The organism is Pedobacter foliorum, from assembly GCF_013266735.1.
GTDB lineage: Bacteria > Bacteroidota > Bacteroidia > Sphingobacteriales > Sphingobacteriaceae > Pedobacter > Pedobacter foliorum.
Genome location: NZ_JABSNU010000003.1, coordinates 533,406 through 557,031 on the forward strand (window position 1 = coordinate 533,406; position 23,626 = coordinate 557,031).

The 23,626-nt window shown below is 37.5% G+C and carries 20 protein-coding genes; 15 read left to right on the forward strand and 5 right to left on the reverse strand.

Features of this window, described 5'->3' with window-relative positions:
* Positions 1 to 327 precede the first annotated feature (327 nt).
* From HQN83_RS09085 to HQN83_RS09125, 9 genes are all read left to right on the forward strand, one after another.
* Entirely contained in the window at positions 328 to 1,650 is a 1,323-nt protein-coding gene (locus tag HQN83_RS09085) for a peroxiredoxin family protein (RefSeq protein WP_173090013.1), read from the forward strand.
* Positions 1,651 to 1,674: 24 nt separating this feature from the next.
* Positions 1,675 to 2,991 carry a peroxiredoxin family protein gene (locus HQN83_RS09090; RefSeq protein ID WP_173090014.1) on the forward strand — a complete coding sequence of 439 codons (1,317 nt, stop codon included), beginning with the start codon at positions 1,675 to 1,677 and terminating at the stop codon, positions 2,989 to 2,991.
* 83 nt (positions 2,992 to 3,074) lie between these two features.
* The gene (locus tag HQN83_RS09095; RefSeq protein WP_173090015.1) at positions 3,075 to 3,740 is read left to right on the forward strand and encodes a YceI family protein; all 666 of its coding nucleotides are present in this window, start codon (positions 3,075 to 3,077) and stop codon (positions 3,738 to 3,740) included.
* A 21-nt stretch (positions 3,741 to 3,761) separates the two neighbouring features.
* On the forward strand, positions 3,762 to 4,718 hold the full coding sequence (locus HQN83_RS09100; protein WP_173090016.1) for a cytochrome-c peroxidase: 957 nt from the start codon (positions 3,762 to 3,764) through the stop codon (positions 4,716 to 4,718).
* 105 nt (positions 4,719 to 4,823) lie between these two features.
* The gene (locus HQN83_RS09105) at positions 4,824 to 7,592 is read left to right on the forward strand and encodes a TonB-dependent receptor (protein ID WP_173090017.1); all 2,769 of its coding nucleotides are present in this window, start codon (positions 4,824 to 4,826) and stop codon (positions 7,590 to 7,592) included.
* Between the two features lie 19 nt (positions 7,593 to 7,611).
* A complete protein-coding gene (locus HQN83_RS09110; protein ID WP_173090018.1) occupies positions 7,612 to 8,478 on the forward strand; it encodes a DUF4397 domain-containing protein in 867 nt (288 codons plus the stop codon).
* A gap of 484 nt (positions 8,479 to 8,962) precedes the next feature.
* Positions 8,963 to 9,787, forward strand: coding sequence for a universal stress protein (locus HQN83_RS09115; RefSeq protein ID WP_173090019.1), 825 nt, complete (start codon positions 8,963 to 8,965; stop codon positions 9,785 to 9,787).
* Between the two features lie 41 nt (positions 9,788 to 9,828).
* Positions 9,829 to 10,401: a thermonuclease family protein gene (locus tag HQN83_RS09120; RefSeq protein WP_173090020.1), complete on the forward strand. Its 573-nt coding sequence runs from the start codon at positions 9,829 to 9,831 to the stop codon at positions 10,399 to 10,401.
* A gap of 146 nt (positions 10,402 to 10,547) precedes the next feature.
* Complete coding sequence (locus tag HQN83_RS09125; RefSeq protein ID WP_173090021.1) at positions 10,548 to 13,172, forward strand: zinc-dependent metalloprotease; 2,625 nt, start codon at positions 10,548 to 10,550, stop codon at positions 13,170 to 13,172.
* An 88-nt stretch (positions 13,173 to 13,260) separates the two neighbouring features.
* On the opposite strand, the gene HQN83_RS09130 is transcribed toward HQN83_RS09125, so the two are convergent.
* Positions 13,261 to 14,118, reverse strand: a complete 858-nt coding sequence (locus HQN83_RS09130; protein ID WP_173090022.1) for a PAS domain-containing protein — start codon at positions 14,116 to 14,118, stop codon at positions 13,261 to 13,263.
* Positions 14,119 to 14,161: 43 nt separating this feature from the next.
* On the opposite strand from HQN83_RS09130, the gene HQN83_RS09135 reads away from it, so the two are divergent.
* The 3 genes from HQN83_RS09135 (at position 14,162) to HQN83_RS09145 (ending at position 16,991) form a co-directional block, all read left to right on the forward strand.
* On the forward strand, positions 14,162 to 14,941 hold the full coding sequence (locus HQN83_RS09135) for an SDR family NAD(P)-dependent oxidoreductase (protein ID WP_173090023.1): 780 nt from the start codon (positions 14,162 to 14,164) through the stop codon (positions 14,939 to 14,941).
* 252 nt (positions 14,942 to 15,193) lie between these two features.
* Positions 15,194 to 16,000 (forward strand): phytanoyl-CoA dioxygenase family protein, encoded by an 807-nt coding sequence (locus HQN83_RS09140; protein WP_173090024.1) that lies wholly within the window; start codon positions 15,194 to 15,196, stop codon positions 15,998 to 16,000.
* A 166-nt stretch (positions 16,001 to 16,166) separates the two neighbouring features.
* Positions 16,167 to 16,991, forward strand: a complete 825-nt coding sequence (locus HQN83_RS09145; RefSeq protein ID WP_173090025.1) for an SGNH/GDSL hydrolase family protein — start codon at positions 16,167 to 16,169, stop codon at positions 16,989 to 16,991.
* Positions 16,992 to 17,007: 16 nt separating this feature from the next.
* On the opposite strand, the gene HQN83_RS09150 is transcribed toward HQN83_RS09145, so the two are convergent.
* Positions 17,008 to 17,595: a GIN domain-containing protein gene (locus HQN83_RS09150; RefSeq protein WP_173090026.1), complete on the reverse strand. Its 588-nt coding sequence runs from the start codon at positions 17,593 to 17,595 to the stop codon at positions 17,008 to 17,010.
* A gap of 357 nt (positions 17,596 to 17,952) precedes the next feature.
* Here HQN83_RS09150 and HQN83_RS09155 point away from each other — a divergent pair, with 357 nt between their 5' ends.
* Entirely contained in the window at positions 17,953 to 18,675 is a 723-nt protein-coding gene (locus HQN83_RS09155; RefSeq protein ID WP_173090027.1) for a carboxypeptidase-like regulatory domain-containing protein, read from the forward strand.
* A 303-nt stretch (positions 18,676 to 18,978) separates the two neighbouring features.
* Here the strand turns inward: HQN83_RS09155 and HQN83_RS09160 are convergent, their stop codons facing one another.
* Positions 18,979 to 19,458, reverse strand: a complete 480-nt coding sequence (locus HQN83_RS09160) for an FKBP-type peptidyl-prolyl cis-trans isomerase (protein WP_173090028.1) — start codon at positions 19,456 to 19,458, stop codon at positions 18,979 to 18,981.
* A 169-nt stretch (positions 19,459 to 19,627) separates the two neighbouring features.
* Between HQN83_RS09160 and HQN83_RS09165 the strand changes: the two genes are divergently transcribed.
* Positions 19,628 to 20,362, forward strand: a complete 735-nt coding sequence (locus HQN83_RS09165; RefSeq protein WP_173090029.1) for a class I SAM-dependent methyltransferase — start codon at positions 19,628 to 19,630, stop codon at positions 20,360 to 20,362.
* Between the two features lie 24 nt (positions 20,363 to 20,386).
* Here the strand turns inward: HQN83_RS09165 and HQN83_RS09170 are convergent, their stop codons facing one another.
* Positions 20,387 to 20,656 carry a hypothetical protein gene (locus HQN83_RS09170; protein ID WP_173090030.1) on the reverse strand — a complete coding sequence of 90 codons (270 nt, stop codon included), beginning with the start codon at positions 20,654 to 20,656 and terminating at the stop codon, positions 20,387 to 20,389.
* Positions 20,657 to 20,908: 252 nt separating this feature from the next.
* Here HQN83_RS09170 and HQN83_RS09175 point away from each other — a divergent pair, with 252 nt between their 5' ends.
* On the forward strand, positions 20,909 to 21,241 hold the full coding sequence (locus tag HQN83_RS09175; RefSeq protein ID WP_173090031.1) for an isoleucyl-tRNA synthetase: 333 nt from the start codon (positions 20,909 to 20,911) through the stop codon (positions 21,239 to 21,241).
* Here the strand turns inward: HQN83_RS09175 and HQN83_RS09180 are convergent.
* Positions 21,238 to 23,589, reverse strand: a complete 2,352-nt coding sequence (locus tag HQN83_RS09180; RefSeq protein ID WP_173090032.1) for a phosphocholine-specific phospholipase C — start codon at positions 23,587 to 23,589, stop codon at positions 21,238 to 21,240. The two genes, HQN83_RS09175 and HQN83_RS09180, sit on opposite strands and share 4 nt — an antisense overlap.
* Positions 23,590 to 23,626: the final 37 nt, after the last annotated feature.

Consider the following 23,626-nt stretch of genomic DNA (forward strand, 5'->3'; position numbering starts at 1 on the left):
GATTTTTTTTGAATTGTTATTTCTAAGCATTACCTTTACATCAATCTAATAAACTCCACCACTTAGTAGATGATTTTTATTGACAACATCTAGTAACTCCACCATTAATAGATGATTTATAAAGTTTTCTAAAAAATGATTTTTAGAAATATAAATTGACTAGTGATATGAAAAATTTAAAATTCTGTTGTTGTATGTGCATGTAGCTTCTACAGCATTCCCTGATTGATTTTCTTGAATTTATTCGTCAGAATTTAATAGCCAGGCTATTGACGCAGGAATCCTTATGTCCAAAATTCTCCTAAACAACCTAAAAAACCCTATACAATGAACTTAAAAGATTATTTATTTAAAGCTAAATGCCTGTCGGCAGGTATTTTATTAAGCGGTGCAGCACTTGCAGGCACCAAGACCGGACCTGTAAAATTTATTAAAGAAGGTGTCTGGCGTGGTGTATTTACAGTGAGTGAATCGCAGGTTCCATTCAATTTTGAGCTTAAAGGGAAAGACCCCCAGCATGCGGTATTCACACTTTTAAATGGTACACGTCGCGATGATTTCCACGTAGAGTTAATTGGTAAAGATTCCATATTTGTTAAAATGAATACTTACGATGCCGCTTTGGTAGCCAAGATAGAAGATGATGGCAGACTGACAGGTGAGTATCGTAGCCTTGTGCCAAATTTTAGAGGAAATGCACTCCCTTTTACCGCAGAGTATGGCAAAGGATATCGCTTTGTTGAACCAGGTAAAGATGTAGCTCCAAAAGCCGATTTAACAGGAAAATGGGAGCTTAAACTATATAGTAAAGAAGCGGTTCCTGCTTCAATTGCAGTACTAAAACAGACCGGAAACAAACTTACAGGCGTGGTGATGACTGTTGTTGGAGATAGTCGCGAAATTGAAGGTACAGTACAAGGTGATGAATTTGCATTATCTGGTTTTACAGGCCCTAGCCCGTTTATCATTAAAGGTAAAATAAATGAGGACGGAAGTCTTTCAGGAGAGCAGGGGTTTGGAATTTATAAGAACATCAAATTTGATGCAACTAAAAATAATGTTGCAGACTTACCCGATCCTTATAAACTAACCTTTTTAAAAGAAGGCTATAAAAAGCTCGACTTTACTTTTCCAGATTTGAAAGGCAACTCTGTTTCGCTAAGCGATGACAAGTATAAAGGTAAGGTGGTAATTGTAGAGATTATTGGTACTTGGTGCCCTAACTGTACTGACCAAACTGTGTTTTTGTCGCCATGGTTTAATAAGAACAAAAAACGTGGTGTAGAAGCCATAGCAATAGGTTTTGAACAAAAAGATAGCTTGGAGTATGCTAAATATACACTAGGAAAATTAAGAGATAAATATGATATCAAGTACGACATACTTTTTGGTGGTTTGGCTGATAAAAAGCTGGTGGCTCAGAAACTCCCTGCACTTAACAAGTTTATTGCTTTTCCGACAACCATAATTATCGATAGAAAAGGTGAGGTAAGAGAAATCTACACTGGCTATACCGGCACTGTAACAGGTAAATACTATGATGATTATGAAAAGAAATTTAATAAAGTATTGGATGAATTACTGGCTGAACCAGAACCAACAGCAGCACTGAAAACTACGGAGACAAGTAATACCATAAAAGGTAAATAGTAGTATAATCATAAAACTTAAACCATGAATAAGAGCAATTTTTTAAAAGAATTAATACTACTATCGTTGGCTCTGCTTTTCGGTACTACAGTATGGGCCCTGGATAAGAATCCGGTAGGAAAAGTAATTAGAGAAGGAGTTTGGCGCGGTGTATTTAATGTGAGTGAAACTCAGGTGCCATTCAACTTTGAATTTAAAGGTAAGGATTTGGAACACGGGACATTTACTTTATTGAATGGAACCAGACGTGATGATTTCCATGTAACTCGCTTAGGTAAAGATTCGGTTTTTATTAAAATGAATACCTATGATGCGGCACTTGTTGCCAAAATTGAAGACGATGGAACATTAAGTGGTGAGTATCGCAGTTTGGTTCCAGGTTTTAGAGGTAATTCGCTCCCATTTACAGCAGAACACGGTAAGAATTATCGCTTTGTTGAACCGGGTAAAGATGTAGCTCCAGTAGCAAACATTAGTGGCAAATGGGAATTGAAGTTTTATTCGAAAGAACAAGTGCCTAATAAAGTAGCGCTATTGAAGCAAAATGGAAATAAGCTTACCGGTGTAATTTTGCAGGTAACAGGCGATAGTCGTGAGTTGGAAGGTACTGTACAAGGTGATGAGTTTGTGCTATCTGGTTTTACAGGTCCAAGTCCTAAAATTTATAAAGGAAAAATTAATGCAGATGGTACCATTAGTGGTGTAATATCGGCAGGTATTTACGACAATACTAAATTTGATGGTGTAAAGGATGATAAGGCTGAATTGCCTGATCCGTATAAGCTTACTTTTTTAAAAGAAGGCTATAAAAAGCTTGACTTTACCTTTCCTGATCTTACCGGTAAATCGGTTTCTTTAAGTGACGATAAGTATAAAGGTAAAGTGGTTATTGTTGAAATTGTTGGCACCTGGTGCCCTAACTGCACAGATCAAACCATATTTCTTTCGCCTTGGTTTAATAAGAACCAAAAACGTGGTGTAGAAGCTATTGCTATTGGTTTTGAGCAAAAGGATAGTTTGCAATATGCGCAGTATACACTTGGCAAATTAAGGGACAAGTATAATGTAAAGTACGACATCTTGTTTGGTGGCCTGGCTGATAAAAAGGTGGTATCTCAGAAACTACCGGCACTTAACAAATTCATTGCTTTTCCAACTACGATAATTATCGACAGAAAAGGTGAGGTGCGTGAGATTTATACAGGTTATACAGGCACAGTAACCGGTAAATACTATAAAGAATACGAAAAGAAGTTTAACGATTTGTTAGATGTATTGATTGCTGAAGAAGCGCCTTCAAATGCATCAATAAAATCTGCAGAGACTTTAAAAGGTAAATAACATAAATCCCTCTCCCCCCCCTTGGTGCAAACTTAGGTTTGTGCCAAGGGAATTTAAAATCATTAAAAAATTAAATAAAGAACATGAAAATAATACTAACTCTTTCTGCAATTACAGCAACTTCATTGCTAATCCTTACAGGGCCTGAAAAACCTAAAAACGCTAATAATTCGGCTTTTTCCGCTAAAAAAATAGCATCTGTAAAAACACATGTTGTTAAAGCATTGGTGTATAAAGTAGACAATGAAGGCAGCAAATTAACATGGCTGGCAAAAAAAGCCACGGGCGAACATAATGGATCTGTTAAAGTTAGCAATGGCAGTTTTACCGTAGATAATAATACTTTAAAAACAGGGAGCTTTGATATTGATACCCGTACTATAACTGTCACCGATCTTACTGATGAAAGTGCAAATACTAAATTGGTTGGACACCTTAAAAGTGATGATTTTTTTAGTGCAGAGAAATTTCCGAAAGCAAACTTTGTAATCAGCTCAGCCACTAAAATTACAGGTAATCAATACAATGTTAAAGGTAAACTAACAATTAAAGGGATAACCAATGAGGTTAGCTTTCCTGCTGTGATTGCTGTGAATGGTAAAAAACTTACGGCTAATGCCAAGATAACGATAGACCGCACCAAATACGACATTAAGTTCCGCTCTAAGAATTTCTTTGAGAACCTGGGCGATAAAGTCATCTATGATGATTTTGATATTGATGTAGCCTTGGTAGCTAACGCTCAGTAATAGCCCGGTTTAAAAAGAATCATGAAAAGAAGAAATACCATACTTATACTGATAGCCTTTGTTTTCCTGTTGATAACCCAGTTAAGTTTCATGTCGGGTAGCGACGAGATACAAACCAGGGAGCAACTTGGCAGTAAGCTGTTTTTTGATAATATATTGTCAAAAGACCGGACAATTAATTGTTCGTCGTGCCACAGACCGGAATTTGCTTTTGCTGATACAGCAGTGTTTAGTAAGGGTATTGGAGGAAAATTAACATCCCGGAATTCTCCGGGATTAACCAATTTATCCGGTCGAACCCATTTTTTTTGGGATGGCCGTGCCTCATCACTAGAGGAGCAGGCTTTGGGCCCAATAACTTCGCCTGATGAAATGGGCTTAACCATTGATGAGGCAATAGAACGACTTAATAATGATAAATTCTATGCAGACGCTTTTAAAAAAGTATTTAAAACAGCGCCAAATAAAGATAATTTGTTGAAAGCACTTGCTGCTTTTGAACGGACGCTGGAAACAAATAACAGTCCCTATGACCGCTATATAAATGGAGATGACAACGCTATGTCGGAAGCTGCCATACGCGGACGCCTTCTGTTTATAGGTAAAGGGAACTGTAACAATTGCCATTCGGGTGAAGATTTTACAGCTGATAGATTTAAAAATATCGGGTTGTATAATGGGAAAACTTTGAATGATGCCGGCAGGTTCAGCATAACAAAGGACAGTACTGTTTTGGGAGAATTTAAAATACCAGGATTGCGTAACGTGGCTTTAACAGCCCCTTATATGCATAATGGGAAATTTAAAACGCTACGCAGTGTAGTGGAATACTATAACGATCCGTCTGTGGTGGTTAAAGATGGTATAAACAGAGACTTATCATTAGATAAACCTTTGAACCTATCTAATCGGGACATGGATGATATTGTAGCATTTTTAGGGGCGCTCACTGACGACAGATTCTTGTTGAACAAGTAAGGTACTGATCCGGATTATTAAATCTTAAAACATTGATGACAATACGGGATGCATGCTCAAAAGCATGTAGGGGATACCTTTTGTCTAAACTTAACTAAAATCGTAATGAAAAAAATTATACCGGTACTGTTGTTCTTTAGCCTTGTTTATGGGCAAAACTTATATGCGCAAAGGCGCATAATTAAAGGTGTTGTCACCTCTTCGGATGATAATTTGCCTATACCGGGAGTTTCTATAAGGGTAAAAGGCCTTGATGATGGCCCAGCTACAAAGGAGGATGGAACCTACCAGATTACCATTAAGAATGGCCGGGTGTTGATTTTCTCCTATATCGGATATGAAACACAGGAGGCCGAAATAGATGGTAAAGAGGTAATCAACATTAGCCTTAAACCCTCATCAAGCTCATTGAGCGAGGTGAATATTGTAGGGTCTAACAATGCAAACAGAACTAAGCTTACATCAGCAAATCCTGTTGATATTATTGATATAAAAGCACTTCAGGAATCGGCACCACAGGTAACAGTTACGCAATTGCTGCAATATGTATCTCCGTCATTTCACTCTTCGGTTTCAGGTGGTGGTGACGCTGCTTCGGCAACATCCACAGCCCAGCTTAGAGGGTTGGGAGTAGATCAGTTACTGGTGCTGATTAATGGTAAAAGAAGACATAAAAGTTCGAATATCAGTTGGGGTGGATTAGGGAATGGCGCTACAGGTTACGACCTGAATTCCATTCCGACAGGATCTATTGAAAGAATTGAAATACTGCGTGATGGCGCTGCGGCCCAATATGGATCTGATGCAATTGCCGGGGTTATCAATATTGTGTTAAAGAAAAGCACTGATCAGTTGTCGCTTAGTTCAACTGCTAGTTCTCGTAGACGAGGAGATGGATTAACCACCAGAACTAGCAGCAATTATGGCGTGAAACTGGGAAGTAAGGGTGGCTTTTTGAATGTAACCGGAGAGTTTGCTACTCAGGCTGTATCGCTACCTGTTGGCAATGATGAGGCAGGCTTATATATAGGACCGGCATATGGCGGCGGAGCCAATACCCGTGGTTTTGATCAGATCTATACAAAGGAAATTGATAATGCCATTATAGCTAGCAGGGGTATTGATAGGCACTATTTTGATCAGCGGGGGAGTACAAATAAGGCTATAGATGGATTGCTTTTCTTTAATGCTTCTGTCCCTTTAAAGGAGGATGTGGAGCTGTATTCGTTTGGGGGGATTAGTCACCGTAATTCGCAATTTACAGCAGTATATCGGTTGCCAGGATGGACTGAGCGTAACAATACTTTTATCTATCCTGACGGTTTTTTACCTGCAATGGATAACATTATTTCGGACAAATCATTCGCTTTAGGGGTAAAAGCTAAAGTAAAAGATTGGAAGGTTGACATTTCCAATGTGTATGGTATTAATGACTTTTCGAATGTGATCAGTAACTCTTTGAATGCAAGTTTGGGGCAACGTACCCCACGTAAGTTTGATGCAGGTAGTTATAATGCAAGTCAGAATACAACCAGTTTAGATTTTAGTCGTTATTTTGAGAAGGTACTAAAGGGGCTTAACGTTGCCTTTGGCGGACAGTACCGAGTGGAGAGTTATCAGATCATTGCAGGTGAGGAGGCATCTTATTCAAAAGGTGATTTAAGGACAATTTATGGGATAGATACTACGTCTGGAGGAATTCCTTATACCACTTCGTTAGGCTTAACTCCACTGAATGGGTTATCACCGGGTTCGCAGATTCATGCTGGTTTTAGACCATCAAATGAGGTGAATGTTAATCGATCTATTTCTGCAGGATATTTAGATCTTGAGTTAAATGTTACTTCGAAATGGTTGCTTTCGGGCGCTGTACGTGTTGAGAATTATTCTGATTTCGGAAGTGTATTTACATATAAAGGGGCCACTCGTTATAGTGTTACTGATTGGCTTGGAGTAAGAGGGTCGATAAATACAGGTTTCCGTGCACCTGATCTGGCTCAGTTTTATTATACGGAAACCTCAACAACTTTTCAAAATGGTGTAGCTATTGATCAGGTTACCGCAAATAATGTAAATCCCGCAACAAAGGCATTAGGAATCCCGGAATTAAAACCGGAAAGATCTAAAGGGTATACTGCGGGTCTAACTTCATCGCCTATACCAAATGTGGAGTTTACGGTCGATGCTTATCAGATTGATATTAAAGATAGGGTAGGTAATACAGGACGCTTTTCGGCAACAGATACTAATTTGCCCGCTGATGTGAGAGCCTTGTTTATACAGACAGGTACAGTACAGGCTAAGTTTTTTTACAATTCATTTAGTACAAGTACAAAGGGGGTTGAGTTAACGGGTAGCTACAAGTTCTTGTTCAATAATGGAGCAAATGCGACCTTTCTTGCTAGTGCAAATTTCCTTGAAACTAAGCTGACCAAAGTAAATACACCCAAAGGATTAGAGGCTTACCGTTACATTATTTTTGATGAATCAGAAAAAGCAAGGGTAACAAACAACATTCCATCAAAGAAAATAACCTTACAGGGAACATACAATCTAAATAAACTGAACTTTCTTGTGCGAGCAGTATATTTCGGATCTGTAACTTCAGTATCACAGCTCAATGCCAATTTTCCTAAACCGGATTATTACTATCAGGTATTTAGTCCAATCTGGATAGCTGATGTTTCGGCCGGCTATAGGATTACCCCGACTATACAAGCAACCATAGGTGCCAACAATTTATTTAATGTTCTGGGTGATTATAGTATTCCTGCACCGGGAAGTAATATAACGCGTAATCCGGGACCCGGTGGTACTCAGGCCGGAACGAATACAGGTATACAGCCATTTGTAAGATTATCGGCTAAGTTCTAACTAAATAAACAGACAGATCATGAAATTTTTAAAGATAAAGTTTGCAGTAATATTAGGAGTGATTGCTATTGTTACATCATGCAAAAAAGCGGAGTACCTGGATTCGGATAATGCCGACAGGCCGCCGCTAAGTGCTAAAGTTAAATTGGTAAATGCATTATCTATTACCGCACCAATCAATTTTCTTGACTTTACCAGGCAGGTAAATACGGCCTTGGTTATTCATAATGCTTCTACAGGTTATTTAGATACTCAATACGGCAAAGTTCAATACAATACCACAGAGGGGAGTAATACAAGCTATAAATCATCATACGTGTTTGGAGGAAGTGCTGCCTTTGCTCAGGAAACAGATAAAGCTTCTTTTGCAGGTCCTAATGGTCCTATAGCAAGCTACTATCATACTTTATTTGCTGTAGCTAAACGTAAGCCAAGTAAATTGAACCCTGGAAATAGAGATAGCCTGGTGCTAGTTTATGATGATTTGACGGCACCTGTGGCGGGAAAAGCCAAGGTTCGGTTTGCAAACTTTTCTCCTGATGCACCTAATGTAGATTTAACTTTAGCTGGTAGTGGTGCAGTTTTTTCTAATGTTGCTTATGGCAACTTTGGCGATCAGACAATCATTACCTATGATGCAAATGGAAAGGCTCCTGCCACAATACCGGGTTTGAGTTGGAAAACACTTGGGCCTTTTAAGGAAGTTGATGTTGTAGCAGCTAAGAATCTTGAGGTTAGAAACAATACCACTCAGGCGGTAATTCCGATAGTTGGTAATGGGCTATCTAATGTGACTTTTGAGGCTGGGAAGATATACACTGTTTTTATAAATGGAAGTGTTGGTGGAGCTGGAGTAAGCGCTACAATAATTACACATAGCAAATAATATTTTTTTGGCTCTTAAGACTGTTACGGCTTTTCTAGCTGCCTTGTTCGCCCTTTGTTCGGCCCTGGTCGAACGAGGTCCGAACAAGGTGCGTTTTAAGGTGGTGCGTGGAACGACTATATTATTGGCTGCAGCTAAAATCTCATTTCGATTCAAAACCATGGTGATAATAATTTAAGTAAGTAGCAAATCCAATTTAATTTTTCAAATCAATTGGATTATTCCTAGACCAAGAATTAAAGATAAGAAAAGATAAGTGTGTGGCTAAAATGGCCGTGCACTTTATGGTACTATTCAACGCAATTTGTCTTAATGTGTCGTTTTGAACGTTATATATGACCTAAGAATGGCAATGGGTAAAAGTGTTTTTTTGGGAGACCTTTATTGAAATCTAAAATTAAAGTAAAATAAAGGTCTAACAGGGCTTTAATCTATATTTTGAAAGAGTATATGCTTAAATTTATAGGTAATAAATACTTCAAATATGGATGCCCTGATTGTAGCCACAGATTTTTCAGAAGTGGCTGAAAATGCTGTAGAATATGCCGCTGCTATTGCTAAACATAATAACGCAAAGCTTGTATTGTATAATTCTTTTGTAATCCCTACCCACGCTGCTAATACCCTTTTGCCAGCAGCCAGCATACAAAAACTGATAACAGATAATGAGATTCGGTTGATTGAAAGAGCATTATCGCTGTCTATCGATTATGATATAGAAACCGAGCACGAATCGAACCTCTCTTTTGTTCAGGATGCCTTGAAAATCTTAATTGATAAGCATCAGGCTACTCTTGTTGTATTGGGGATGAATACTAAAACCCTGGAACAAGATCTTTGGGGTAATACAACAACTTCTGCAATTAAGAGGCTTAACTTACCTGTGTTGGCAGTGCCTTTGGGAGCCCGATTTGAAGGTACAAAAAATGTGCTTTTTGCTTGTGATGTTTTGAGTGGTATATCTGAAAAAGTACTAGCTAATATTAAAGAGTTGGCAATAGCCTTGAGTGCAGAAGTAGAGGTTTTTAATGTAAGTGAGAAAGTAGAGGAATTAAAAACTTTGAATGCAGCTTTGCCTCAGGTAGGTGTTATTGACGATGGCTTAGAAGGAATATCTTACTATTATAAAAACGTAAATTCCAATGCGGTAATCAAAGAGATTGAAAAGGAAATTGTTGAATTCCGAGCAGATCTATTGATTATGGTTCCCAAAAGATACGGATTCTGGGCCTCGATTATTCATCGAAGTAAAACACGTATAATGGCCTCGGGATTAAAAATACCATTGTTGTCGCTTCCTATATCTTAAGTTGAATTAGCAATTTTTTATGCTTATCATTGCCGCCTCAAATGAGGTATATAATTCTTTTTTTAATTGTTGTAAGCCATAGTGTATGCTTCGGGCAGCTCACAAAGGTTAAACGGGTTGTTGATGGTGATACTTTTGTAACCGAGTCTGGTGAACGTGTAAGGTTAATAGGTATGAATGCTCCTGAGATGAAGGAGTTTTATGGTATTGAAGCAAAGGAGCATTTGAAAGATCTGATTGAGGGTAAAGACGTTGAACTTACCAGTGATCATAAATCAAAAGACAGAGACAGGTATTCGAGATTGTTAAGGTACGTTGTGCTTAATGAAGTGGATATAAACGAACAAATGATACGTGATGGCTATGCTTATGCTTTACTTAAATTCCGTTTTGATAAACCCGAAGCCTACAGTGAAGCTGAAACAGTAGCAAAAGAACAACAGCTCGGAATGTGGAAATATACTGAAGCTGAAAGAGCTGAGCCTCAAAATATTCCAATAAATACCCCCATAACTAATATTACCCAAATAGATTTATATGAAAGCCGCTACGTGATTGCAGGGCTCATTATAATGTTCATTATTCTGGGTATCAATTACAAGCTGAAAGGGTAGGTTAACCCGCCAAAAGAACCTTTTAGAAAAGGGATATTCACTTATTCTTTTGTTCGCTAAATTTCATATTTTTAGTAACATTTTTTGCGTGAAACGATCAAACTCCCATAGCTAACCTACAACTATAAAAGAACAATTAAATTATTATGAAAAAAACCATTACTTTATTATCGCTGGCCCTGTTTTTGGCCAGTGGCGCTTTTGCACAAAAGAAAAAAAAGGCATTAGCAGCCGATTCCTTAAAGAAGGCGCAGGCAACTCCTCCCAAACCAAGTATTAACGATAAGATTAAATCGAGTAAAAAAATTGATGGTCTTTTTTCAATGTATAGAGATACTGTAACGGGTAGTCTTCAGATGTACATTAAAAAAGATCAATTGGGCAAGGACTATATTTATCAGAGTTTTTCGATGGGTGGACCAACCACTTTATTCTTGAATCAGAATATGATTAGAACCACATGGTTATTCTATATTCAGAAATCTGATGATAAAATTGAACTTCTTCAAAAGAATACGAACTTCTATTATGATAAGTCAAATCCGGTAAGTAAATCTGCAAATGTTGATGTTTCTGATGCTGTTTTTTATAGCGATAAAGTTGCAGCGCAAGATTCGTTAGGCTACTTAATTTCGGTTGATGGTCTTTTCCTTGGCGACAAACTAGATCCGGTTAAACCTGTTTTCCCTCCAACATTACCTCCGGGTGCTGTGTTTAATCTAGGGAATTTGAACACCTCTAAGTCGAAATATCAAAAGATTCGTTCATTTCCAGGAAATACAGACGTAGTTGTAGAACTGGCTTACGATAATCCTGTGCCTATGAATGGTGGAGGAAAAGACATTACTGATGCACGCTATGTGAGGGTTAAAATGCAGCACTCTTTCCTTGAAGTTCCTAAAAATGATTTCCGTCCACGTCGTGATGATCCAAGGGTAGGTTATTTTGGTGCAGAAGTAGATAACCTGACTTCTTTATCTTCAACACCGTACAAAGATTTTATAAGTCGCTGGAACCTTAAAAAGAAAGATCCTTCAGCTGCTTTAAGTGAGCCTGTTGAGCCTATTGTATTTTGGATTGAGAATACTACTCCGCTGGAGTATCGCCCAATTATAAAAGAAGCTGGGGAGAAATGGAATGAGGCATTCGAGAAAGCAGGTTTCAAAAATGCTGTTGTCATGAAAGAAATGTCTGATACAGCTAGTTGGGACCCTGCTGATATAGCATATAATGTAATCCGTTGGGTATCGTCGGCTTATCCTTCTTATGGAGCGATAGGTCCAAGCTTTTATAACCCCTTAACCGGTCAGATTCTTGGTGCCGATATCACTGTAGAGTGGCGTTCGGGAGCAGGTACAGTTGTTACCGATGATTTGTTTAATGGCGGTAATGCTGCATTAAAACTGCCTTGGGAAAATCCAATTGAAGCTGTTTCTTCAAAACCAGATCATGCACATGGTTTTGATAAAAACCACATGGCTTCTTGTGCATTGGCTCAGGAATTAAGCATGCAGTATCAGGCTGGTATAACAGCTATTGAAGCGCTGGATGCCGATGTGCCGGAAGCAAAAAGGGCAGAGACTGTTCGTGAAATGCATAAACAGTTCTTGTATTACCTTATCATGCACGAAATGGGACACACGCTTGGGCTTAATCATAATATGAAAGCCAGCCAAATGTTAACCCCTGCTCAGATGAATGACGTAGCACTTACACGTAAAATTGGATTACAGGGATCGGTAATGGATTACCCTGCAATAAACGTGAGCAGTGATCGTAGCAAACAAGGTGATTATTATACTACAAAAGCCGGACCGTATGATTTATGGGCAATTGAATATGGTTACACTCCGTTTAGTGAATCAGAAGAGGAGGCTGGATTAAACAAGATTCTTAGCCGTAGTACTGACCCACAACTTGCCTTTGGTAATGATGCGGATGATATGCGTAGTCCAGGTGGTGGAATTGATCCACGTGTAAACGTTAATGATCAAACCAATGATATGGTGGCTTATGGTGAAGACCGATTCAAGTTGGTAAACACAATGATGCCAAAGTTGAAAGCTCGCTTTAGTAAAACTGGTCAAAGCTATCAGGAGTTACGTCAACGTTATTCGCAGCTTAATGGCCAGCGTGTAAGTATGGCTGCTGCGGTGAGTCGTTTTGTTGGCGGTGTGTATGTAGACAGAAGCTTTGTTGGACAGAAAACAACCACTGCACCATTCACACCAGTTCCAGTGGCTTATCAGAAAAAGGCAATGGCATTATTAGGTAAGTATGTGTTTGCACCTAACGCCTTTGATGCAGATAAAACATTGTACCCTTATTTGCAAGCTCAGAGACGTGGATTCGGATTTTTTGGTAATAATGAGGATTTTAAACCTCAGAATATGTTTATAGGTATACAGTTGAGTACTCTAGCGCAGATTTTGCACCCAAATACATTAAGCAGAATAAACAATAGTGGTCTTTATGGCAATACTTATTCTGTAGCGAGTGTAATGAGCGATTTGTCAAATGATATTTTTGCTGCGGATCTTAAAACAAATGTTAACCTGTTCCGCCAAAATCTTCAAACGGAATTTGTAAAGGCAATTGCTAGTATCGTTGCTGCACCTGGCGGATATGATAACGCTAGTAAAGCTGCTGCACTTTCTACTTTGAAAAAAGTGAAAACTCAGCTTGTTGGAGCGGTTTCAGCTGATGAGCAAACAAAAGCTCACCGTACAAACCTGAATTTTTTAATTGATAAAGCTTTAGCGGTTAAATAAAATTGTAAAGTAAAGAAAAAGGGCGGTTCAAAATGAGTATTCATTGGGAACCGCCCTTCTTTTTTGGGCCTATACTAACTTTTGAAGATTAGTCAATCTGATCATTAATCTTCAATACTGCATTGTCTAGTTCCCCTGCAGATACCTCTAAAAAACCAACTAAGTTGGCAAATGTTTCTTTATTGCCTGCTGCATCTTTTAACAAGGGAATTAATCCTAGCAGATTAGATAGTGGTCGTCTCACTTCGTGAGAGTTATGCCATGCAATTTCCTTCAGTTTTTCATTTTGAGCAATTAGCTGCTCTTCATATTTTACCCTTACATCAATGTCTTGCATTGCGCCAAGCATTCTAATAGGATTACGATTGTCATCAAAGATCAAATAACCTCGATCTGAAATGTGTTTGTAATTACCATCCTGACAAAGATATCTATATTCAGCTTTCCAGTTCGACTCTTCCTCTTTTATAATTCTCTCAAACTCGTAAATAATACGTGCTTGATCATCGGGGTGTACCCTTTTCATACTCCAGAAAGAGTTGTGGATTATCTGGGTGTCATCATGTCCAAAAACTTCCTTGTAACCACTCATCCAGGTTAATTTATCGTTTACAATGTCATAGTCCCAAATTACATCGTTGGTAGCCTTGGTAACGGTATTATATAGATTTACCTGGTCATTAAGTTGTTTTTTATGCGCTATAAGTTCCATCTTATGTTTCCTTTCGGCGCTTAGCAAACCCCTGTAATGGCGATTTAATCCAATTACGGCAACCATAGCTGAGCCGATTAAGAATACGATGTTTTTAAAGTAATACAAGCTCCGCAGATCGGTAGCCGGGTATTGGCGGTCAAGCCAGCCAATAAATTGTGTTCCGGTAAGTAGCCATATTCCACCTAAAGCTAAGTAGATAGAAATGATTTTAATTAGTGTTTTGTTTTTCAAAATATTTAGAGCTGATTTATTGTAAATTTACATTTTTAGCCTTATGGATCAATACGCATTAATAACGGGAGCAAGTAAAGGGATAGGAAGGTCTATAGCTATTTCTATGGCTAAAAGAAAATATAACCTCTTGCTTGTTGCAAGGTCGGCTCCTGAACTTGCAGCTCTTAAATCGGAGCTTTCTACTCAATACGGTATTAGTGTAGAAGTTTATGCAATGGATCTTTCTGCACAGGGAGCGGCTAAGCGTGTGGCAGAGTGGTGTAAGGACAATGCTTTTCCTGTATCGGTACTTGTTAATAATGCGGGGTTTGGTGTTTGGGGCAAATTCGATAGTCTTTCAATAGATGAACAGCTTAATATGTTGCAGCTTAATGTGACAGCACTTACAGAGCTTACTTATCATTTACTGCCTCTTTTAAAACGAAACCAACAAGGTTACATACTCAATGTTTCCAGTACAGCCGCTTATCAGGCGGTGCCTACACTGGCAATGTATGCAGCAACTAAATCATATGTTTTGTCTTTTAGTAGAGCAATAAGGTATGAACTTAAAGATTCATCAGTATCAGTAACCTGTATCAGTCCAGGCCCTGTTGGTACAGGCTTTGCCGAGAGGGCAGGGCTTTCGGTTATCAATGATATTGCAGAGAAATTTAATATGGATGCTAACGTTGTAGCAGAAATTGGAGTTAAAGCAATGTTCAATAAAAAGGCAGAAGTGATACCGGGCTTTACCAATATTATATCCGCATATGCTAACAGGATTTTGCCCAAATCGCTTATAGAAAAGATTACCGCCGGAATCTACAAGATCAAATAAATTAGCGTGAGAAAATATTTTTTAAAATAAATGCTTGGTATTCAACATATTTTGTATGTTTGTAAAATAAACTACTAAACACATAGACTATGTCTATTAAAACAGATAACAACTATTCATTAAATCGCTCCATGGCAATGCTTCAGATGATGAAGCCCATGCAGTGTTGTTGCTGTTAATTTCTTAGGGTCTTCCAGATCCAACCTCTGATTTCAAATAATACCTTCTTTTAATTTTTTATAAAATAGACCTATGGCAACTTCATATCCAAAGTTTTCATTAGCTGAAACTTTAACCGCTGAGCAAAAAAGCTTTTTTAACACAAATGGCTTTATCCATTTCAAAAATTTCATTACACCCGAAACTGTAAAATCAATTATAGATGCATCACTTGAGGTGCAAAAAAAATGGTTAGAAAAAGATGTAAACAAGATCAATGGCGTCCCAATTAAGTACGGTCGTGATCTTGATGGTTCTTCTATTGTTCAGCGCTTTGCATTTATTAATCAACATCATTCAACCTTTAGTGGTCTTTTGCTTGACCCAAGATTAAACGGATTACTTGAACTGGCCGGTGCTGGAGCCAGACTTGGTGAAAGTGAAAAGGATGGGATGGTTTTTAATCATTATGTAAATGGACCTGATAGTAAATTCACCAAAATGGGATGGCATACAGATGGGTTGAGGGATGTTTTTTATGGACAAAAGTTAAATCCGATGCTTAATGTAGGGATACACCTAAATAACCTGGAGCCCGAAAATGGTGGACTAAGGATAATTCCCGGAACGCACAAGCAAGGACTTTACCAAATGCTTTTTAGAAAGAAGTACTTTCTGGATCATGATGAAGATGCAGAGGAAATTGCAGTTGTGCCTGAGGTAGGTGATCTTACTATTCATGATGGAAGGTTATGGCATCGTGTGGCACAATCGTCTGTAATAGGTGAACAGAGCCGTAGAAGGGTGATTTACATTCCTATTATTGCAGGCAAGTATGCTCCTAAAAATGAAAATAGTCCAACAGTGTTCTACCAGCGTTTCGCAGGTATTGTAAAATAAAAAAGATATGATATTTTTAATCATCATAAATTACCTTGTAAGGTCTGGCCGATTAGATAAGCCCATTTTGTTTGTGAAAACCGTTTATAAAAGAAGCGTAGTGAGGTAGATTGCATGGCATTTTATTCTTATGTTTACTAGATAGTAAATGCTAATTTGTAACCAAATGAAAAGAATATTATTGCTGTTTGTTCTTGTTTGTACCCTCGCATCCTTTACCAAAAAAGAAACTACATGGACAGCCATTGGCGACTCTATTACTTATTTAAATGATCATCAGGATGAAACCGGTAATCGAATTACAAGCGGTTATATGAGTAGAGTGGTAAAGGAATTGCCCAATGTTAAATTCACTAACCAAGGTCATAATGGTTGGACTGCTGTTGGTATAGCAAAAGAAATAGAGAATCTGGGTATTCAAAAATCTGATGTGTATTCAGTTTTTTTAGGGACAAATGATTGGTGGTCAGGACAGCCTTTGGGAACTCTTAGTGATTACATTAACAACACCGGTCTCAAAACTGTTTATGGAGCCTACCGCATTATCATTAATAAACTTAAGACCCTTAATCCTGATGCTAAAATTGTTCTGATTACTCCTATGCAACGGGTAGATTTCGTATATGTAGGGGACAGTCATAACAATGCCTGGGGTTCGTACAAAGACAAAAATGGACAAATGCTATCTCAATTTGCCGCTGCCGTTAATAATATTGGCCGTTATGAACATTTCAAAATCGTGGATCTTTACAATAAGAGTGGCATGGAGCTTAAAACTTTAGTAAAATTTAAGAGGTTAAAAGATCCTCAAACAGGAGCCTATAAAAATTATAGCTATCCTGATTTTAAAGATATTCCTTTTAACCCCGATACGGACGAGTATCCTTATCCTGCTGAAGCGATTAATGATACTTACGATGGTTTACATCCTTCAGATAAAGGGTATCAAATTATTGCGGATATGCTGGTTAAAATCATAAAGAAATACTAAAAGCCTGAGGTGTTTTCTATTTGGATGCGATTTGCTCTGCAGTAAGCTTATCAGTTTTCTGGCATACAAAGTCTTCAAAATTTATATTCCCCATATTATTGGCCATATAAGTGTGCGAATCGGCTGTTCCACTTAATTTTAGTGTCGATGCATCTTTTAGAATGGTGTACATGCTGTTTGCATTAGTTTTTATATCAGCAGTAGCATTGTCGTTTAAAAAGATTTGAAGATATGTTAGGTTGAGTGTGCCTTTTGTAACTACCGACGCATTGCCAAATGCCTGGATCCTGGTCAAATCTTTTACTGTTACGGTAATGACTACAGGATACTTTTCGGTTGAATTGATTAATAAATTGTAACCTTTTCTGGTGATGGTAGTTTTCGAAGTATTGTAGTAATCATCAATTCTAACTTCTTCTTCCTGACCTTTAACTAAAATAACTTTTACATTTCCACTAATAGTAACCTTATTAAAGGTTAAAGTGCCTGTTTTAAATGATACTAGTTTGTGGCTGGGGGTTGCTGCAAAGGTCGCCATTGTTGAAGATGTTAAAATAATTCCTGTTAATGCAGTAGCGATTAAGGTTTTTGTAAGGGTTTTCATGGTTTTGTGTATTTGAGATTCTTAATTGTTTGTCAATAAGATGCTTGCAGCAAAGGAAAAGTTGCACAGAGATTAGCTGTTTTATACCAGCAGAGTGTAATACACGACGAACGGTCAAAAGGATTCGACGAACTGGAAAAGAAAAATTAAATGAGTTTGATTGGCAACCAGAAAAGGTATGAAATAAGAAAAGGGGATAGGCCTTTCGACTTACCCCCTTTAAATTAACGCTCTCGGGTACAAATGTAATAAATGTTTAAACATTTATTTATCATATGATTGTCATCAGTTAAATACTGTTAAAATTTTATTAGCCTGATGGGAATATGTTAGCTTAGTTTATCCATACAAAATCTAATGCTGAAAGCTTCCATCTTTTTGTTATTCATGCTGTTAAGTCTATGTGTTAGTGGGCAATTAATAAAAGGTAAGGTTGTAGATGCCCAAACTGAACGTCCGCTTGAAGGTATATTGATACAGTTGAATCACACACAAAAAATGAGTGGCCCTAAGGGGGATTTTACGCTAATTGTTTCGGCAACGGATACGATATGGTTCTCAGGATTAGGCTACGATCGGAAATATGTTCTCGTAAAGGACTGGAAATTGCCGTTAATGACAGTTTTTCTTAATACAACCACTATAAACCTTAACGAAGTAGTTATTTCCGGTCAACGAGATCATAAAGCAGATTCACTAAAACTAAGAAAAGATTTTGCAAAGGAGTTTAGCTATAGGCCTATTAGGTTTAAGGATGTTTTTATAAATTCTTATCAGCAAAGAGGTCGGTTTGAATTTGTAAAGATTGATGTGTTGCAACTGGCCAGATTATTAGGACGAAAAAATGATGTGCAGTATAAATTAAAGAAAAGACTCCATGAAGACGAAAAACAGGCTTATATAGATTCAAGGTTTGGAAGGTCTTTTATTTCATCTCTTACTAAACTGGAAGGCGATTCTCTTGATTTATTCCTAGAGCAATACAGACCTACTAAAGAAGAGTTATTGGGTGTATCAGATTATAATTTGATACTGAAAATTAAGTCGGATTTAAAAGCTTTCAAAGAAAAGAAGGATTAACCTTAAAGTAAGGCACAAAAAAAAAGGTAGTCTTATCCAAGCACTACCTCTTTTTAACCAAATATAAACCCAGTATGAACGGGATCTTTTTCTTTAAGACAATAATCGCACCATTGCCTGTTTTAATCTTTTACTAATCAGCTGCGCTGTATTAACAATACAAATGTAAGGATATTTTTTAGATAGTGTAATAAATACACTAAGTTATTTTTCAAATGACAATATTATGGCAAATCTATTCATAGAAAAAGGAGGCTATTGCCTCCTTTTTTATTCGATAAATCCGATAAATTAATTTGTTACTTATTGTAAATCAGTTATTTCTATTGTAAAATCTAGTACTGAATTTGCAGGTACCGGACCATTTTTTCTATTTCCGTAGGCATAAAAAGAAGGGATTAATAAACGAATCTTACCACCTTTTTGAATTAACGGAATACCAATTTGCCATCCGCCAATCAAACCTCCCATTGTAAATACTGCACCATTCTTGGTTTCAAATACAGTTCCATCTAATAATCTTCCAGTATAATTTGCCGTTACCTGTGTAGTGGATTTATACTCTATATTTCCTGTACCAGGTGCAATGATCTGATAAAACATGCCAAATTGATCATCTTTTTTGGTAGCAATATCGTTTTTTGTAACAAAAGCTCTAATCGCATTTGTATCAGTTGTAAACTGAGCAATTGGATCATGGTTGTCTACAGGGAAATCTTTTTCACAAGCTGTAAGGCATCCCGCAATACAAACTAGTAGGAGTAAATGTTTTAATTTGGTCATGATAAACAAATATAATTTATTTTTTAATCAATGCACGAAGTTAATAAGTCGTTTTAGCAAAAATAACTGTCTGTTTTTTAGTGCACATGCTAATGTTTATCTGCTGTTGTAAAAAATGTTAGAATAGATTTTAAGAGTTAACTTTAGGTAGTCATAATTAACAAGATTTATGAAAGAGAATAAATACGATAATCCTGCTTTTTTTAATCAGTATAGTCAGATGACGCGCTCAGTGAAAGGATTGGAAGGCGCCGGAGAATGGCATGTGCTTCAGAAAATACTGCCTATTACTAAGGGTAAACGTGTTTTAGATTTGGGCTGCGGTTTTGGATGGCATTGTCAATATGTGGCAGGACAAGGAGCAGAGTCAGTTCTTGGAATAGATTTGTCAGAAAAAATGCTAGACTTTGCAAAACAGAAGAATCAGTTTTCTTTTGTTGAATATAAGCAGATGGCAATTGAAGATTTTGATTTTCCTGCAGAATCTTTTGATGTGGTGTTGAGTTCTTTGGCTTTCCATTATCTGGAATCCTTTGATGATGTTTGCCGTAAAGTACACAAATGTCTTTCTGTTGGCGGAACATTTGTTTTCTCTGTTGAGCATCCGGTTTTTACGGCATACGGGAGTCAGGATTGGTTTTATAATGAAAATAGTGAACCAATTCATTGGCCGGTTGATAATTACTATAAAGAAGGAATTAGAAAAGCTAACTTCTTAGGGCAAGAAGTTGTAAAATACCATAAAACCTTAACCACATACGTTAATGGTTTACTGAAAAGTGGGTTTGAAATAACGGCCCTGGTAGAACCAGAGCCGGATGAAATATCTTTAAAGACTATTCCTGGAATGCAAGATGAGTTGCGGAGACCTATTTTTCTTATTATATCGGCTTTAAAAAAATAAAGTCGAGAATTGGATTTAGCAGTATTAGTTATTGAAAACTGCTTTAAAAGCATTTCTGCAATCCTTACCTATTTCAAGAGGTAATCCATCTTTTAGATAAAGTTGAATATCGCCTTCAGCGGTATAGAAATAACGGAAATAGTTGTTGATTTTATCAGGAGCACCGGTAAATGGATTATTTTTTGTACCAAACCATCTCGAGTATTTATTATCAATTTCCTGAAGCTTTTCTTCAAAAGCCAGTTTCTTTTTGTCGTTAGTTCCGACTTGCGTTTCGTCTGTAATTTCGCTCATATTTTGAATAACGCACAAGATACATATAATAATATCTATTGCCGTGATAAATAGGTGTTTATGTTGGCAATGTGACAGCTAAATGTTATAACTAGATAATTGTTGATACATAAGGACAAAATAGTTGTACAAAGAGAACTCTTAACTTTCGATGGTGAAGAGGTTATTTATGTTTGCTTTGGCCAACGAGTAATTAACGTGAATGGTTTGATTTTTGTTTATTATTTAAAACTATCTTAATACCCTCTGGTCATGATTAAAACACTAAAACTTCAGAAAGCAGTAATTGCCTTTATACTGGGCGTACTGGCACTAATTGCTTATAGAGTGATGAGTGTGAATAAAATGGAATCAAGTAATTATATGTTGTCATTAGCAGGCATTTTATTTATTGCCGGTGCCTTGATGCTCATCTATCCCATCATTTTTGCAAAAAAAGATAAGGAAGGTTGTGTGGAACTTGATCCTGAAATACAAGAGGAAATGGATTCAACAGAGCAAGTGTCTGAAATTGAAAAAACCGCAGCTAATGAGGTTGCAACAACGGAAATCGTAGCCACAAAAGAAAAAATGGGAGAGGTTTAAACCACCCCACCCATGTATGGATCTGTTATCGAATCTTCTCCAGTTTCAACATGACCGGCATATTGCTTAGAAAATAAACTGGCGCCTTCCACTTTTACAGTGAAATCATACCATCCGGAACTTCTTTGGAGGTCAATAACCAATGCTTTTTTGCTTTTAGAGTTTAAGGATAGCGATTTATCATTATCGCTTTTGTAAGCATTATCGATAATGTTTATTTTTAAATCGTGGTCACCTTCGTTTTCGAGAATAAGTTCAATGTTGCCACTTGGCTTTTTGCTTAAGAACCCTTTAACTTCATATTTGCTGCTAACTTTTAAAGCAGGATCATTTTTGTCGCCCTTAAATTCTCTAAAAAATCCATTGGGAGCACTTATACATAAATTGTATTGTCCGTCCCCAAAGTTCTGCAGCATTAGATTGTCAGTAATTTTATCTCCGTTAGTTACTGCATACGCCCATGTTTTTCCAGCCTGTCCACCATATAGATTGGTTGTGTAAACATTAAATGGGGCGCCCGTAGGCACTATTTTTTGACCGAAATTACCTTTGCCAGCCTCTAGCTGAAGTTCAACTTTAGTTTTCGAACTATCCAAATTACATTCAGCGAATAACTGATATGGTAAAGCACAGGCTTTGCTAGTTCCACGTTCCTGTTGTGGTAAATAGGCTCCCGATGCTATTTCAGCTTTCGATAAAGGATCTGGTTTAACTTGTGCAGGTTTGTTTTTTGCGTTTTGAATATTGGTTACTACCTGTTCTCTTTTTAAAGGTGTTGGTGTAATGGATGAAGCTCCAATTGATGGTCTGAATGCTGATGTAAGGTCGCCACAAATTGTTCTTCTCCAACTGCTAATCTTATTGCTTCGAATTTTCTTCCCTGTTTTTTTACTAAGTAGATTTTCTAAAAACATCAATGTGGATGTATGGTCAAAAACCTGAGAATTTACATAGCCGCCTTTGCTCCATGGCGATGCAATAATCATCGGTACACGATAACCTAGGCCGATTGGACTATCCTTTTTAAATTCGTAATCTGCATCAACAGAAATTCCGGCAGAGACCTTACCACTTGATGGATCATTAGGTTTTGGAACTACGTAAGGAGGTATGTGATCAAAGTAGCCATCATTTTCATCATAAGTAAGGATGAATACCGTCTTTTTCCATACTTCTGGGTTCTTCGTTAAAATGTCAAGTGCTTCAGAAACATACCATGTTCCATACAATGGAGAACTTGTATGATCTGAGAATCTCTGCGGAGCCACCAGCCAAGAAACAGTAGGGAGCTTGCCACTATCCACATCAGATCGGAATTGATAAAATATATCGTTTTTAGGAATGCTTACAGTTTCTTCTTTTCCCTCGTCATTAGTAAAGGTAAACGGAGCAAGTTCCAGATAATTAAACGGTGCATTGATGTTGCTCGCAAATGCTTTGTCTATTAAATTTTTTTCCCGTGTAGATAGCTTATTGTACTTCTCTGTTACCTGAGCGGCAGTAAGTGGAGGTTTGCTTGTCGTATCCCCATTCTTCCTAAAATAGGCCGCAAGTTTAACATTGTAGCGTTTTACATACTCAATGGCATTATCTCCATAATTTCCTAACCAATCGTCTACATTATCCCCTTGCAAATCGGCAGTCCAGATTTCATTTTGGTAAATTTTCCAATCGATTCCATTGTCTTCTAGTACTTCTGGAAAGGTATCCCAATCTACAAAAGCATTGTCTCTGGATTCTGCCTGAGAATTGTTAACAGCTGCTATCGAAGTTCCGTTTAGTTCCGGACGGATATTTCCTGTCCAGAAGAATAATCTATTAGGAGTAGTACCGGTTAGCGATGAGCAGAAGTTGTGGTCGCAAATGGTGAAAGCTTCAGCCATAGAATAATAAAATGGGATGTCTGTTCTATCATAATATCCTAATGACATCAATGATTTTACGGGTACCCATTTATCATATTTACCATTATTTCGGGCGGCAAGCTGATCCGACCAGGAGTGAGGAAGTCCACCTTGCCAGGTAATCTTGGTTTTATTAATGTCTACATGAAATGGGGCATAGGTTTTACCTTCATTATCCTTTTGTAGCCAAACTTTGTCTTTATCAGGAAGTGTAAAAGCCCTTGGATCATTAAAGCCACGAACACCTTTAAGTTTACCAAACATATGATCAAATGAGCGGTTCTCCTGCATTAGGATTACAATATGCTCTGCATCGTGAAAGGTAGATCCGGGATCTGCTTCAATTGCCATTGCTTTTTGAATGGACATAGGAATTACATTTGGTAATCCTACTGCTCCAGACAATAGCGCAGCTTTTTTAATAAAGTCTCTTCTTGAGTCCATAGTGGTTCATTTGTATTAAGTGTGCTTGAACCAAATG

Bases quoted from the DNA above. Each gene is read 5' to 3' on its own strand.
- HQN83_RS09085 (WP_173090013.1), top strand. From the start codon at position 328: ATGAACTTAAAAGATTATTTATTTAAAGCTAAATGCCTGTCGGCAGGT.
- HQN83_RS09090 (WP_173090014.1), top strand. From the start codon at position 1,675: ATGAATAAGAGCAATTTTTTAAAAGAATTAATACTACTATCGTTGGCT.
- HQN83_RS09095 (WP_173090015.1), top strand. From the start codon at position 3,075: ATGAAAATAATACTAACTCTTTCTGCAATTACAGCAACTTCATTGCTA.
- HQN83_RS09100 (WP_173090016.1), top strand. From the start codon at position 3,762: ATGAAAAGAAGAAATACCATACTTATACTGATAGCCTTTGTTTTCCTG.
- HQN83_RS09105 (WP_173090017.1), top strand. From the start codon at position 4,824: ATGAAAAAAATTATACCGGTACTGTTGTTCTTTAGCCTTGTTTATGGG.
- HQN83_RS09110 (WP_173090018.1), top strand. From the start codon at position 7,612: ATGAAATTTTTAAAGATAAAGTTTGCAGTAATATTAGGAGTGATTGCT.
- HQN83_RS09115 (WP_173090019.1), top strand. From the start codon at position 8,963: ATGGATGCCCTGATTGTAGCCACAGATTTTTCAGAAGTGGCTGAAAAT.
- HQN83_RS09120 (WP_173090020.1), top strand. From the start codon at position 9,829: ATGAGGTATATAATTCTTTTTTTAATTGTTGTAAGCCATAGTGTATGC.
- HQN83_RS09125 (WP_173090021.1), top strand. From the start codon at position 10,548: ATGAAAAAAACCATTACTTTATTATCGCTGGCCCTGTTTTTGGCCAGT.
- HQN83_RS09135 (WP_173090023.1), top strand. From the start codon at position 14,162: ATGGATCAATACGCATTAATAACGGGAGCAAGTAAAGGGATAGGAAGG.
- HQN83_RS09140 (WP_173090024.1), top strand. From the start codon at position 15,194: ATGGCAACTTCATATCCAAAGTTTTCATTAGCTGAAACTTTAACCGCT.
- HQN83_RS09145 (WP_173090025.1), top strand. From the start codon at position 16,167: ATGAAAAGAATATTATTGCTGTTTGTTCTTGTTTGTACCCTCGCATCC.
- HQN83_RS09150 (WP_173090026.1), bottom strand. From the start codon at position 17,595: ATGAAAACCCTTACAAAAACCTTAATCGCTACTGCATTAACAGGAATT.
- HQN83_RS09155 (WP_173090027.1), top strand. From the start codon at position 17,953: ATGCTGAAAGCTTCCATCTTTTTGTTATTCATGCTGTTAAGTCTATGT.
- HQN83_RS09160 (WP_173090028.1), bottom strand. From the start codon at position 19,458: ATGACCAAATTAAAACATTTACTCCTACTAGTTTGTATTGCGGGATGC.
- HQN83_RS09165 (WP_173090029.1), top strand. From the start codon at position 19,628: ATGAAAGAGAATAAATACGATAATCCTGCTTTTTTTAATCAGTATAGT.
- HQN83_RS09170 (WP_173090030.1), bottom strand. From the start codon at position 20,656: ATGAGCGAAATTACAGACGAAACGCAAGTCGGAACTAACGACAAAAAG.
- HQN83_RS09175 (WP_173090031.1), top strand. From the start codon at position 20,909: ATGATTAAAACACTAAAACTTCAGAAAGCAGTAATTGCCTTTATACTG.
- HQN83_RS09180 (WP_173090032.1), bottom strand. From the start codon at position 23,589: ATGGACTCAAGAAGAGACTTTATTAAAAAAGCTGCGCTATTGTCTGGA.